A 13,067-nucleotide genomic window follows, 5' to 3' on the forward strand; every position below is an offset into this window, starting at 1 on the left:
TTGTGCCTCCTTATGCTCGGCGGCTTGTGGAGGCCGCGGTTTCTTGACCTATGGCTGCAAGACCTAAACCGAGGAATTGGGCGAGCTTAGTTGTTCAGTTTCCGTTCACTGCGTGGCTGGCCCATTCCCGACCGGCTTGTTCCTCTGTCGGCAGCCCGGATGCGGCGAGGATCTGGTCGAGCAGGCGCTGGGTGTGGACGGCTTCACGGCCAGAGGTCAGTGGCTGTTGCCTGTCGGCGACCCGGTCCAGGAAGTGGTGGACGGCAGCGGAAAATCCGAGAGTGTCTGTCGCGGTGGCCCAGCCATACGCCTCGGCGCTGAGTTCGCGTGACGTGGTGACTCCCTTGACGGTGGTTGAGACTGTTTCAGGTGCCCTGACTTCAACGGTGTTGCCGCCACCGTAGGCGTCAAGCTTTTCGTTCCACGCTCCCGCTGTGCGGGCTGCCATCAGGACCCCGGTGTTGCCGGTGCTGAACCGGATCATCGCTGCGACGCCGTCTTCTTCCCAGGGGTCGTCACCGGCGGCGTGGGCGGCCACGTGCTCCGGTTCGCCGCCGCAGTACCAGCGGAGCAGATCGACCATGTGGATGGCATTCTCGAATGTCGCACGGTATTCCGATCCAGGCCTGTTTTTCTGGGCGACGCAGAAGGTGGCACCTTTGTTACCAAAAACTTCACGACCGGCAGTGTAGACGGGGGCGTAGCGGCGGTTGAAGTCGACCATCAGCACTCGTCCCCGCTCGTCGGCCAGATCTGCCAGGCGTTCTGCTTCATCTGTTGCCGGAGCCAACGGTTTTTCGCAGAACACGTCAACGTCCTGGCTGAGGCATAGCTGGACGGCATGGGCGTGTTCGGAGCGTGGCGTCAGCACGAAGACTGCATCCAGCTCCTGCGAATCCAGCATGTCCTCCACCGTTTTGTAGGCTGCGTTGAAGCCCCAGCGCCGGACCAGGTGGCTGGGGTCCTCACGCCGGGACACCAGGGCGGCCAATTCGACGTCGGCACGTTGCACGAGGGTGGGCAACTGGGCGATGGTGGCGATGTTGCCTGCGCCGACAACTCCGACGCGGAGACGGTTGGTGTTCATTAGGAGTTCCTCACTTCGGCCAGGTCAGAAAGCATTGCGCGCAGAACGGCGGCGGATTCCCTGAACCCGTCCTCGGGTGCAGGCAGGTCCTGCGGGTGCCAACGGTATTCAAGCTCGATGCTCAGTACGTCGTCGTAGCCATGCTGCAGCAACGCGGCCAGGATTTGGGGCCACGGAACGACGCCGCTTCCCACGACCCGGGACCGGACGGACCGCTCGGAGGCGTTGACCCGGGCTGTTTCCGTGGCGCGGAAAGCCGCGTTGGGGTTCGTGAAGATGAGGTCCTTCACGTGCACGTGGCCGATCAGGTCCCCTTGAACAGCAAAGGCCTGTTCGAACGATTCATCGTGCGTGAATGTCAGGTTTGCCTGGTCATAGAGAACGCGGACGGCCGGGTGGGCGATTTCGCGGACCAGTGCGGCGGTGTCCGCGGCGGTCTGGGTCATGGTGCCAAAGTGGTTTTCCACGCAAAGGCGGACCCCTGCCTGGTCCGCTTCAGGTGCGAGCGTTTCCAATGCCTGGCGCAGTTTCCCCCAATGTGTCGCGTGGTCGTTGTCCCCGGGGTGCCAGGAACCGGCATAGACGCGGACCCGGTCAGCGCCGAGCAGGTGCGCGGTCTCAATCGCGCCGCGGAATTCATTGATTGCTTGACGCCATTCCGCATCGTCCAGTGAGTTGATGGCGGTTGTGTATGGTGTGAGACCGACGATGGGCAGGCCTTCGCCATTGGCTGCCTGCAGCGCCTCCATGGCGGCGCGCCGGTCGCCTAACGGCAATCCGGAGCTGTAGTCATCCTGGTAGATGACTTCGGCGGCGTCGAGCCCGGCGGCTCGAAAGAGTTTAAGTGCTTGGGGAACCGTGTGGTCCGGGGTGCCGAGTGTGTGACCCGCTAGCCGCATTATTCTTTGTCCTTTCAGAAGTGTTGTGGGCTGCCGTCCAGTCCGCAGGGCCGACCAGCCGGGGCGGGGCTGCGACGCGGGATCGATCCACGATTTCCATCAGCAGTCCCCAGGGGGTGATGAAGTAGGTCCAGCGGTTGCCGGCCACGCGGGGGCTGTCGCCCGCGACTTCCTTGCGCTCTCCGAGCACGCGTACGCCCGGGGTTTCCTGCAGCACCGCGATTGCTTCATCAACGTCGTCCACGACGAAGCACAGGTGGTGCCCGCCGGCGTCGCAGTGCCGCGGCGGGGTATCGCGCCGCTCAGCGCTGCTCCATTCGAAAAGCTCGATGTTGAGATTCGGCGGCAGGCGCAGCATGGCGAGCGTGAGCTTCGCATCTGCCGGGACCTCGAAGTTTGTGGGCATGAATTCTTCGTCGGGCCCGCGTTCGGAACGGTAGAGCTCCTCGGCTCCGAGAACGTCGACGAAAAACCGGATGCCGTCCTCAAGGTTCGGAACCGTCAGGCCGACGTGGTCCGTGTGGCGGAGCCCTGGCAGGCGCCGGAGCGTTGAGTCCTGTCCCCGGGTCATTTGCGTGGTCCCGTGGTGGAGCCACGCACCAGGAGCTCAGGTTCGAGGACGATGTGGTCCACGGAGCCGTCAAGGTTCTGCTTCTCAGCCAGTTCAATGGCAAGGTGTCCCATGTCGGCGATCGGCTGTCGGACCGTCGTCAGTGGAGGGTTGAACCGGGCACCGAGAGCGAGGCCGTCGAAGCCGATGACCGACACGTCCTCCGGTACCCGTACGCCACGTTGGCCGAGCGCCGAGATGACCGCGAACGCCACCATGTCATTGGCCGCGATGATTGCCGTTGGAGGATTGTCCATCTCGAGGTAATGTTCTGCCCCGCGCGTGCCCGCATCCAGATCCGACCCGCTGTCCAGCACGACAGGTGCGCTCCCGCTCTCGGCGGACAGCTCCAAATAAGCGTCCATCCGGTCTTGGGCGGTGTGCGTTCCGGCGATACCGGAGACATAACCGATCGACCTGTGGCCCAATGAATGAAGGTGATCCAAGGCCAGCATGATTCCGCGGCGACTGTCGACGGTGACCGTGGGGACGGCGTCGTCCCCTTCAACCCGGTCGATCACCACGACCTTGCGTCCGAAGTCGAAGCGTTTCATGGCCTCGGTGTCGACTTTCGTGGACGGGGCAACAATTCCGAAGGGGGCGTACATGGCCTGCATGGCGGTGAAGTAGCCATCGGTTTTGGCCGGGTCCCCGTTGGTGACGCAGAGCAGCAGCTGGTAGCCGCGCTCGTCCGCCGCCTGTGTCATCGTCTTGGCAAGTTCGGCGAAAAACGGGTTGGTGATGTCGGGGACGATCAGCGGGATGAACGTGCTGGTTTTCCGGCGAAGCGCCTGGGCGAGTGGACTCATCGTGTAGCCGAGTCCCTCGGCGACTCGAAGGATGTGCTCGCGTGTCTCACTCTTCACCGCTTCAGGGCGTGAGAACGCCCGGGAGACCGTAGACCTATGGACACCAGCAGCTTTTGCCACGACGTCGATACTCAAGTCAGACATGTTCTTTTCCTCCGCGCTGGTTGTCATAGGCCCGCCAAATGGGGCGCATGACGTTTTCGAGCTGGGCCAGGGTCGTCAGGCCCCGGAATCCATCATCCAGCGTCCGGGCGACGCTCCGCACGAACGGATCGTAAAGCGGGTCGCTGTCCACATTGATCTTGTCGACCTCCGTGGTGCCGTCCAGTGCAGTGAACGTCGCTGTGCCGTCCGAATCAACGGAGGCGAATCCCGCCTCACCGACGGAGGTAAAGCTGCAGTAGCGCTTAGCGGGGAGCCAGGGAAGGCGTAGCCAACCTCCACAACGGCTTCGCGTCCTTCCGGTGTCGTGAGGATGAGACTTGCATGATCCTCAACGCCCTGGTGGTGAAGAGCCGATGAGAGCCGGGAGTCCACACGCGCTATGGTCTCACCCGTGCCCCTAAGGAACAGATCGACAAAATGTGGGCCCAGATTGGCCAGGCAACCCCCGCCAGCCTTAGCCGGATCGAGCATCCAGGGATTGGCATTGTCGCGATACCGGGCTGGCGGGCCGGCAATGAACGATGTTCGCTGGTAAGTCGGCCTGCCTGCCTTGGCAAGCCATTGCTCTGTAGGTCCACCGCGCTGGACCAACGGGACAGTGGCAGGCACGCCAGCTGCCTCGGCGGCTTTACGCACTGCGGAAAGCTCGTCAAGGGACGTGCCCAACGGCTTCTCAACAACGAACGGAATACCACGCTTGATCAGGGCAAGACACTTTTCGGCCATCCCGTCATGCGGGCCGAAGACATATGCGAGTCCGACGCCAGGGAGATCAACGAGCTTCCGCCAGTCGGCCTCAAGCGGCGCCCCCCATCCTTTCGCCAGGTCCTGCACCTGCATGCGGGATACGTCGTCGTCACCGACTCCGATGACCTCGTGTTCCTCGGCAATGGCCGGCGCGCAGAGCGGAACGTGCCAGTGGGAAGCGCCCAGAATGATTGTGCGTACGTGAGTCAACCGCAATACCCCCTTGTATGAGATCGGTTGCTGAGATCGGTTGCAATAACAGTATGGATGGTGGGAAAGTTTGTCAACGACACTTCAACTTGCCCGGGCAATTACATCAACTCGTCGGGGCGCAGAAAAGGCAAACATGTACAAGAAACTTCGGACCCTGCAGACCATCGACGAATCCGGCGCCGTCCTGATCGTCCGCCTCCAGAACGCTGAGGTAGCAGAACGCGTGGCAGAAGCCGCCATCATCGGAGGCTTCCGAGCCCTTGAAATCACCCTCTCGATCCCCGGAGCCGTGGATGTCATCCGCCGGCTCGCCGCCAAGCACGGACCCAATGGAGTAGCGATCGGCGCCGGTACGGTACTGGACGAGCACTCAGCCTACGAATGCATCCGCGCCGGCGCCGAGTTCCTGGTCAGCCCTCAACTGAACCCCGCGATGATCCGTACCGCGAACCGGTACCAGATACCAACCGTCAGCGGGGCTTACACGCCGACCGAACTCGTCAACTCCGCCGAAGCCGGCGCTGACATCCTCAAGCTCTTCCCCACCGAAGCCGGAGGCATCCCCTACGTCAAATCCGTCCTCGCACCGCTCGCGCACCTGCCGATCATGCCGGCAGGCGGCGTGACCCTTGAGAACGTAGGCGAATGGTTTGCCGCTGGCGTCGCAGGTGTCGGCGTCGGCAGCTATGTGACAAAAGCATGGCAGCCGGACGGCGACTTCACCCGCGTCACCAAAACCGCCAAGGAATTCCTGTCAGCGGTGGCAGAGGCCCGCCGATGACCGTCCCCAGCGTCTTCATCGTCATTGGCCCGGCCGGCTCAGGAAAAACGACAGTGGCCCAAAAAACGGCAAAAGACAACGATGCCACTTACCTGGACAAGGACAGGATATGCGGACGGTTTGTCGAGTTCGCCCTGAAAGTGACCGGACACGACCCCACCGACCGGGAATCCAACGACTACTATCGCGACCACCTGCTCCCCCTCGAATACGACACACTTATGGACGTGGCTGGAGCGAACCTGCGCCTCGGCCGGTCGGTAGTGATCGACGCCCCTTTCGGCGCCTACTTCCAGGTACCCGACTTCCTGACCGGCGCGGCAGAGAAATTTCACTGGCCACCTTCGCAGACCACAGTCGTGCGGGTCAGGGTTCCCCAGAATCTTCTGCGGGAACGGCTTACCCGCCGCGGCCTGGAACGAGACCAATGGAAACTCTCGCACTGGGACGAGTACTGGTCCATCTACGGAAGCCTCGAATGCGCGTGGTCCGGGGTGGAGTACCTGGACTTCAACAACGAAACACCGCTCCCGGCAGATGCGTGACTTTCAGACCTGACCGCACCGCTTGCCTTCACGGACCCTCTGAGCGGCCCTCCTCAGGCCTGCTGCCCTACTTCTTGTCCGGCTGAGGCGGGAGGCCTGCCTCCATAGCACAGGCAGCGTGGCCGCCTGCCGGATGCCGACGGCGGGCCCAGCTTCCGGACGACCCCTTCCGCAAGACGTTGACAAGCGACTTTCATCACTCGTAAGGTTATTGCAACCGATCTCAGCAACCGATCTCATGATCGGGTCGCGAGCTGGAGAGCCGCAGTAAGGCAAGGGCCGGGCGAGCATCATGCGCCACTTATCCCATTACCCCTCCGCAGCAAATGTGAAAATATGGAGAGTTCAATGAAGACCTCAAAAGAAGCCGTTGGCAGGCCGGACCCTTCGGAGTTTCCCGAAGTGTCCAAGCGTCCTCGCCGCAATGTGAATATGGTGGCGGGAACGATTGGCCACTTCGTGGAGTGGTACGACTGGTACATCTACGGGCTGCTTGCGGCGGTGTTTTCGTCCCAGATATTCCCCGGCGATTCCCCGTTCGCCTCGCTGGTCGCAGCATTGCTCACCTATGCCGTGGGGTTTGTTGTGCGACCGCTCAGTGGAGTCATCGTTTCTCCGCTGGCGGACCGTTTCGGTCGCCGTCGCATCCTGACTCTGTCCATCTCCGGAATGGCGGTCGGCGCGCTGATCATCGGCCTCACACCCTCATTTGCGACCATCGGCTATGCCGCACCGATTCTTTTCCTGGTGGCACGCGTCCTCCAGGGCATCTCGGCCGGCAGTGAGGCGCAGAGCGCTATTGCCTTCATGGTCGAACACGCCCCGGCGAACCGGAGGGGCCTGTTCGGTTCATTTTCCAACACGGCGAGCGGCCTTGCGACTCTCGCAGCGACCGGCGCCGCGGCAATGGTGACGTCAGCTTTTGCCCCAGCGGACCTGGCCGCCTGGGGTTGGCGCATCCCGTTCATTGCGGGCGGTATCCTCGGCGTCGTTGGCCTGATCTTGCGGTCCCGGGCTGAAGAGACTCCCGAGTTTGAGGCAACTGCCCTCGTCGATCAGAAGTCCGCAGCGGCCCGTCTGATGGACCTGCTTCGGGAACATCCCAAGGCGCTGTTGCAAGCGGCAGCACTGTCTGCTCCGGCCGTAGCCTATTACACCTGGGCCACTTTCCTTCCCACCTACGCCAAGCTGACTACCGGCAGGGACCTGGCTTCCACGCTGACCGGGAACGTCATTGGGCTGGCCTTGCTCGTTGTTATTGTGCCGATCTGCGGCGCGCTGTCCGATCGGCTCGGCCGGCGCAAGATCTTCCCGATCGTCGGTGCCATCGGCATGATCGTTCTCTTCTACCCTCTCCTGCTCCTGCTGAACCAGCCGGGGTTCGGTGTCTACGTTCTGGTATCGGCCTCGGGATGGGTGGTTCTCGGTATCTGGCAGGCTGTCTACCCGACCATTCAGGCCGAGCTGTTTCCGGCTTCAGTGCGTGTATCCGGAATTGGGTTTGCACACCAGATCGTCATCGCCGTCTTTGGCGGAACAGCGCCACTGATCGCCGCTGCGTTCGTTGGCGCCGGACAGCCCATGCTGGTCGCGGTGTACATGATTGTCGTCGTCGCCCTGTGCCTCGTCGTCTACTTCACCCTTCCGGAGACCGGCAGCCGTACCGGCCGTGCCACCGTGGCGCTGGCTGACGCTGAGGTACTTGAAGGCGAGCACCTGCTGGTGGCTCCTTCTCATGCCACGCACGAGGCTAAGCGTTCCAGGTAAGCAGGCCGGTACCACGCCGCAATGGCGGCTCGACCAGGCGACATGGGGCGTTTCCGCCCGAGCCTCGTCGAGCCGCCCGGCTCGCGCTTTAGAGCCCTTTGCAGGGTTCGACATTCACGGCGCGTTGTCCACAGGCGAAAAACAGAGAGGATTCCTTTACGTGAACCACATGATCATCAACACGTTCTCCTACCTATGGTCAGCTACGGCAATTGATGCCATCGCCGAATTGACCGACAACGGCTACAGAACTTTTGAAGTTCCGATCAGCTCCCCCATTGCTGGCCGGATGAAATTACCGCCCTGGAGCGTTCGGCCACTCGCGCGAGACTTGATGACTACGGCGCAACGGTAAGGTCACTGAACGCCGGTGGCTATGACATCAACTTGGCCAGCCCGGGCGCCAACATGCGACGCAAAAGCATCGAGCACATCAAATCGGTGATTGACCTCGCTGCGGCCTGGAATGTCCCCGACGTCGTGATATCCCCCGGCACAAGACGCCCCATGATCTCACCTTCACTCGAAAACACCTACGGGTGGATGTACGAGAGTATGGAGAACCTCATTCCGCTGGCCAGACAGGCTGGCACACGACTGCTCTTCGAAAATACGCCCTATTGCTTCACGCCTACCATCCAGGACCTGGCAGGCGTTGTCAGCAATATCAACGACGATGCAGTGAAGATTGTGTACGACGTCGCCAACGCCGCCTACATCGGAGAAGACCCCGTCGACAGCTTGCTCTCGCACCATTCATCGATCGGACTCGTGCACATTTCCGATACCGGCACCGAGACCTGGGGTCACGATCCAATCGGCACCGGAGTGATCGACTGGAAGGGGTTGGGCAAAGCCGTAAGAGAAACCTGCGGCGTCAATAACGTCGTCCTTGAGATCATTCGCGAAGAAAACCCCGTGCAGGAATTCAATAAGGCCGTGCAGGATCTCAAAAATCAAGGCTGGGATCTGGGGTCCTAGCCCAAGGCCAAAGTTGCGGCCAGCCAGTCAATGTTGTCTATCCATAGTGACATTCCACTGCCACTTCTATGGGAAAGTCAGCCGGCTGTACAGGCCGAGATCCCTCTTTCAGTCAAACGAATTCATGTGAACCCTCAAGTAGAAGGAATGTATGCAATGAGAGCTTTGGTAAGTGGCGGAAGCAGCGGCATAGGTGCGGCTACGTGCGTGAGAATCGCAGAGGCGGCCCTTGCTCGGGGTGTGCAGCCGATGATTGCCGTGGCTGGACACGAATCGAACAGCAGCCAAGAGGAAGTCGTTCGTTCAATCCAGTCCATGGGTGGTACCGCCATCGCACTGGGGGGCGATCTCAGCGACGCTGACGTGCCACGTCAACTCGTAGAGGCTGCTGTAGCTGAATTCGGCGGCCTGGACGCGTTGGTAGCAAACGCCGGAATCGCCAACCCTGCAGCGCTCTGCGACGTATCCCTTGAGGATTGGGACAACATGTTCTCCGTAAACCTCCGCGGCCCGTGGCTCCTGGCCAAAGCAAGCTACCCGCACCTGAAGCAGAGCCAGGGCGCCGCTTGCTTTACCTCTTCCATGTCTGGCCAGCTACCCCATGCCGGATCCGGGGCCTACAGCCCGAGCAAGGCTGCATTGACGATGCTGGCCCAAACATTCGCGTTGGAATGGGCACCGGACGGGATCCGAGTAAATGTGGTATCCCCCGGCATGACTCACACGCGGATGACCGAAAAAATGTACGCTGATCCGCAAATCAAAAAGGCAAGGGAAAATATCATCCCGCTGGGGCGAATTGGCGATCCCATGGACATCGCCAACGTGATCGAATTCCTTGTGAGTCCGCTATCCGGTTATGTCACCAGCCAAGACATCTGTGTCGACGGTGGCTTCTCCAGGTCGATTCTTAGCCATATTCCTGGTCGACCCAGCTCCAAATCCTGACGCCCGATCTGAATCGTCACCTCGAGAAGTGGTCGTAAGCGCCGCCGCACCGGGGAAGACCAATGCTGCGGTCACCTCACCCAATCCGCCCGACGGCCGCGCACTCTCGTGAGCGCCACGGGGGCCGTCCAGCGAGGTGATGATCCTGGAGCGCGTCTGACAATTCGCTGGGTGCGGGTTCCGAGTGAGCCCCCGGGGCGTGTCGCGTCAGCAGTTGCCGGAGTATCTCACCGCCCCTTTGAACACCATCAACTAGGACTCTGACTGCCCGGCAATGTCGTTGGCACACGGCTTACCAAGGCAAGCCTCGCAGATCAACAATTCCGTCGGGCCAAGCCTCGACCGGCTTGGTCCCCCCGCAGATCAAGGTCGGACCGGCACTCTCAATCACGCTCATGGCATCGCGTGGCGAAACATCTCGAATGCGACATTCAATAAGCGTGAAGCGGCACGACTGATAGAAGGGCACGACCTCTTCACGGCATCCGAGCAGACCGAAATCGGCAGGAGCCAACCCACGCATAGCTTCTTGCAGCCCAAAAAGAACCTCGCGCCCGACCCCTTGGCCACGAGCCTCGGCCGCTGTCAGGACACCACCCAGGCCTGCGACGAGAACCTCATCATTGCCTACACCTACAAAGCGGCGTGCTGAGGCAGCGTATCCAACGAGTTTTCCACCGACACGTGCGAAGCAATGCAGCTCACCTCGCGCGTAACCGTAGCCTCGCTTCGGATTCCAGGGCCCCCAGTCGTCCTCATATTCACTATCGAATAGAACGGCCATATCGGCGTAGTCACGCGCGGAGAGTTCGGTATGTCGGTGACGGTCGAAAACTGAGCCATTGTGACGGCGGCGGAGTTCAGCGGTCGTTGCAACGATTTATGGTTCTGTCGACGGTGAGACCAGTCTAGTGAGGTGTTCCAAAGGGCTTTGCCATCCGAGGATTTCACGTGGTCGCTGATTGAGTTCGGCGGCGACCATGGCCAGGTGTTCGCGGGTGTGGACGCTGAGATCTGTTCCCTTCGGAAAGTACTGGCGGAGCAGGCCGTTGGTGTTCTCGTTGGATCCGCGTTGCCAGGGGCTGGCTGGGTCGCAGAAGTAGACAGGGATGAGTGTTTGCCGTGTGAAATCCTGGTGGCAGGCCATCTCAGTGCCCTGATCCCAGGTCAGAGATCGGCGTAGATGGGCCGGTAGCGGTCCCATCGCTTCGGCCAGTCGATCGCGCAGATTCTCAGCTCCACGGTTACCGGCCAGGTGCACGAGGACGATGAAGCGCGTGGTCCGTTCGACCAGCGTGCCGATGGCAGAGCGGCCTCCCTTTCCAATAATTAAGTCCCCTTCCCAATGCCCGGGTACTAATCTGCCGATCGCATCTGCCGGCCGGTCTCGAATCATGACCATGTCCGGGAAGCGCCTGGTTCGGTGTTCCTTCCGACGACGCGGCCGGCGACCGGTCCGTCCGGTGCGCAGGGCTACTGCTGCATCCACGGCCAAATCGAGGCTTCCGCGCCCGTACAGGGCTTGATAGACGGTCTCCGGGACAACGTGCATTTCCGGTTGTCCAGGGAAAACGGCGCGCAAGCGGTTGCTGATCTGACGGGGACTCCAACGCTGTTTCAGGTGTTCCCGCACGAACTGCTGCAGCACTGGGTTAGACGCGATCTTCCCCGTCCGCTGGCGGCTCCGTCGACGCTCGGCACTGCGCTGGGCCGTGCGAGGACGGTAGTTACCGGAGGGCTCGTGAATGTTCCGGCGGATTTCCCGGCTCACTGTCGATGGACTGCGCCCGAGCTCTGTTGCGATAGCGCGAACGCTCCGCCCTGCATGGAGGAGGTCCGCGATCGTGATCCGTTCCAATTCCGAGAGAAACCGGGCGGAGATAACCGCCGGCCTCTGATGCGAGATGGGCGCAACCTTCTTGATGTCTCCGGACTTCAGAACAACCGAGTGGCCATGCCGCCATCGCGTCCCCGAGCTACGGCTGATTCCCACAATCCGGCAGGCCTCAGAATTGCCCATTCCCTGTTTCATCAGCTGATCATAGTGAGCCCGAGCGGCGTTATTTGGAGGTGCGCCCCGGGACTTTCTTGCTCTCTTCATCTCTGCCAATTGCAACTCCTAAAAGCTCAGGTGTTGCAACGACCACTAGACGCCAAGCCCGCGAAATGGCTCACTTTTCGACCAGCGCTGACACGGTAGTCCAACGAAATGAAAGGGTTGTCACCAGGCCACACTAACAATCGCCCCGCCCGCGTTAGGCCAGGGTGGATCCCGCGGGGGAATGCTGGTTGCCGACTGACCACCAGCCTGTCTTCAAATGCAGGAAATGTCGTAGTCGAAGCTGCCCGAGGTGTATTGGGTGAGGGCGACTTTTCCTCCGCCGGTGAGGGGGGCGTCGGAGCACCTGCGTTTGGCCGCGGCCGACGAGCTGGCACCAGGAAGCCAGTTGCGCAGGGTGAACAGGTTGCTCGTGGCAGGCACGGTGCCAACGATCTGCGTCCACTGGGCGCTCGTGGAGTACAGGCCGACTCCGGCGCCGATGCTCGCGAAGTAGGCCGACATGCCCTCCAGATCAGCCCTGTTCGCCACCCTATCCGTCGACCAGCTGTTCCCTGTTTCTACATCCAGCCACCAGGTGTACGAAGCCGGGTTGCTAACCCCACGGATGTTCGCATCGTCATAAGCCTTGGCGTACCCGTACATGTAGGAGCATGCTGCCCCGACCGATCCGCTGGTGCACTGCCCGTACGGGTTCGGCACGGTCGTCCCGCCGTAGGTGTTGCTGCTGGGCCACCAAGATCCGGCCGCCCCCGGGTTGGCGGTGTTTACACACAAGGCGACCAAGGGCTGGCCCGTCCCGCCCTTCGAAGTGCGCGCCCATGACAGCTCGGCGGCCAAGCACGGGTTGGTGTTGTTCGCCAGACCATTGTTGACACCTACGATGGCGAAAGTCTGGGACTTGGGCAGCGTTTGGCCGCACTGCGGCCAAGACACGTCGTTACCGGGACCAGCGGTCGTGGCTGCCTGCGCTTGAGCACCAACGAGCATCAGCACGGCGGCTGCCGATGCGGCCAACAGCAATCGGAGACGCGAGACGTGGGGTGCACAACTAGTCAAGGACATCGTCGGCCTTCCGATCAAGAGCTCACCACGAACAGGCAACCAGCGTGATCCCCCGGGTTGACGCGGTCAAGGAGCAGCAGTTTCCGGCCCAAGACTTTTCGGGCCAATTGCCGGAGGAAGACGCAGGGCCGATCCAATGCCGTTTTATGGCTGCCGGTGAGAGGGGCGGAGAGACCCTCTCACCGCCCCGGAAGGGCTCTGGCCTGGCCTTTCTTCCTCGGGATCCTGCGGCCGCATCGTCGCCGCCAAATGGGAAAAGAGGCATCGTTGCCCCCGTTTCCCAGATCGCGCCGCCCAAATTTTCATCAATTCAGCGCGCGTTTTTCAAGTTTCTCGATGCTTTCGCGCGCCAGGTGAAGGAGACCTCATCGCGCCGGTCACGCCTCCGAAC

General features: G+C 61.5%; 14 protein-coding genes. 5 read left to right on the forward strand and 9 right to left on the reverse strand.

Annotated elements, in window-relative coordinates:
- Positions 1-94: 94 nt before the first annotated feature.
- From ACX5I6_RS15940 to ACX5I6_RS15965, 6 genes are read right to left on the reverse strand one after another with little or no spacing between them, the layout of a single operon-like run.
- Positions 95-1,087 carry a Gfo/Idh/MocA family protein gene (locus ACX5I6_RS15940; RefSeq protein ID WP_461841107.1) on the reverse strand — a complete coding sequence of 331 codons (993 nt, stop codon included), beginning with the start codon at positions 1,085-1,087 and terminating at the stop codon, positions 95-97.
- Positions 1,087-1,986 carry a sugar phosphate isomerase/epimerase family protein gene (locus ACX5I6_RS15945; protein ID WP_461841108.1) on the reverse strand — a complete coding sequence of 300 codons (900 nt, stop codon included), beginning with the start codon at positions 1,984-1,986 and terminating at the stop codon, positions 1,087-1,089. The genes ACX5I6_RS15940 and ACX5I6_RS15945 overlap by 1 nt, the downstream gene beginning before the upstream one ends.
- A complete protein-coding gene (locus ACX5I6_RS15950; RefSeq protein ID WP_223994962.1) occupies positions 1,928-2,557 on the reverse strand; it encodes a VOC family protein in 630 nt (209 codons plus the stop codon). Before ACX5I6_RS15950 ends, ACX5I6_RS15945 begins: the two co-directional genes overlap by 59 nt.
- On the reverse strand, positions 2,554-3,549 hold the full coding sequence (locus ACX5I6_RS15955) for a LacI family DNA-binding transcriptional regulator (protein ID WP_461841109.1): 996 nt from the start codon (positions 3,547-3,549) through the stop codon (positions 2,554-2,556). Before ACX5I6_RS15955 ends, ACX5I6_RS15950 begins: the two co-directional genes overlap by 4 nt.
- Positions 3,542-3,670: a hypothetical protein gene (locus ACX5I6_RS15960; protein ID WP_461841762.1), complete on the reverse strand. Its 129-nt coding sequence runs from the start codon at positions 3,668-3,670 to the stop codon at positions 3,542-3,544. Before ACX5I6_RS15960 ends, ACX5I6_RS15955 begins: the two co-directional genes overlap by 8 nt.
- Positions 3,625-4,410, reverse strand: coding sequence for a Gfo/Idh/MocA family protein (locus tag ACX5I6_RS15965; protein WP_461841736.1), 786 nt, complete (start codon positions 4,408-4,410; stop codon positions 3,625-3,627). The genes ACX5I6_RS15960 and ACX5I6_RS15965 overlap by 46 nt, the downstream gene beginning before the upstream one ends.
- 253 nt (positions 4,411-4,663) lie before the next feature.
- Here ACX5I6_RS15965 and ACX5I6_RS15970 point away from each other — a divergent pair, with 253 nt between their 5' ends.
- From ACX5I6_RS15970 to ACX5I6_RS15990, 5 genes are all read left to right on the forward strand, one after another.
- The gene (locus ACX5I6_RS15970; protein ID WP_461841110.1) at positions 4,664-5,311 is read left to right on the forward strand and encodes a bifunctional 4-hydroxy-2-oxoglutarate aldolase/2-dehydro-3-deoxy-phosphogluconate aldolase; all 648 of its coding nucleotides are present in this window, start codon (positions 4,664-4,666) and stop codon (positions 5,309-5,311) included.
- On the forward strand, positions 5,308-5,856 hold the full coding sequence (locus tag ACX5I6_RS15975) for a P-loop nucleotide/nucleoside kinase family protein (protein ID WP_387453378.1): 549 nt from the start codon (positions 5,308-5,310) through the stop codon (positions 5,854-5,856). Before ACX5I6_RS15970 ends, ACX5I6_RS15975 begins: the two co-directional genes overlap by 4 nt.
- Before the next feature lie 348 nt (positions 5,857-6,204).
- Positions 6,205-7,623 (forward strand): MFS transporter, encoded by a 1,419-nt coding sequence (locus tag ACX5I6_RS15980; RefSeq protein WP_461841111.1) that lies wholly within the window; start codon positions 6,205-6,207, stop codon positions 7,621-7,623.
- A 303-nt stretch (positions 7,624-7,926) separates the two neighbouring features.
- Positions 7,927-8,604: a sugar phosphate isomerase/epimerase family protein gene (locus ACX5I6_RS15985; protein WP_461841737.1), complete on the forward strand. Its 678-nt coding sequence runs from the start codon at positions 7,927-7,929 to the stop codon at positions 8,602-8,604.
- A 156-nt stretch (positions 8,605-8,760) separates the two neighbouring features.
- On the forward strand, positions 8,761-9,552 hold the full coding sequence (locus ACX5I6_RS15990) for an SDR family oxidoreductase (protein ID WP_223994951.1): 792 nt from the start codon (positions 8,761-8,763) through the stop codon (positions 9,550-9,552).
- Between the two features lie 292 nt (positions 9,553-9,844).
- On the opposite strand, the gene ACX5I6_RS15995 is transcribed toward ACX5I6_RS15990, so the two are convergent.
- From ACX5I6_RS15995 to ACX5I6_RS16005, 3 genes are all read right to left on the reverse strand, one after another.
- Positions 9,845-10,336 (reverse strand): GNAT family N-acetyltransferase, encoded by a 492-nt coding sequence (locus ACX5I6_RS15995; RefSeq protein ID WP_461841112.1) that lies wholly within the window; start codon positions 10,334-10,336, stop codon positions 9,845-9,847.
- 96 nt (positions 10,337-10,432) lie between these two features.
- On the reverse strand, positions 10,433-11,572 hold the full coding sequence (locus ACX5I6_RS16000) for an IS30 family transposase (protein ID WP_461841738.1): 1,140 nt from the start codon (positions 11,570-11,572) through the stop codon (positions 10,433-10,435).
- A 294-nt stretch (positions 11,573-11,866) separates the two neighbouring features.
- Complete coding sequence (locus tag ACX5I6_RS16005) at positions 11,867-12,634, reverse strand: hypothetical protein (protein WP_461841113.1); 768 nt, start codon at positions 12,632-12,634, stop codon at positions 11,867-11,869.
- Between the last annotated feature and the right edge of the window lie 433 nt (positions 12,635-13,067).

Source organism: Arthrobacter sp. MMS24-T111 (assembly GCF_054888995.1).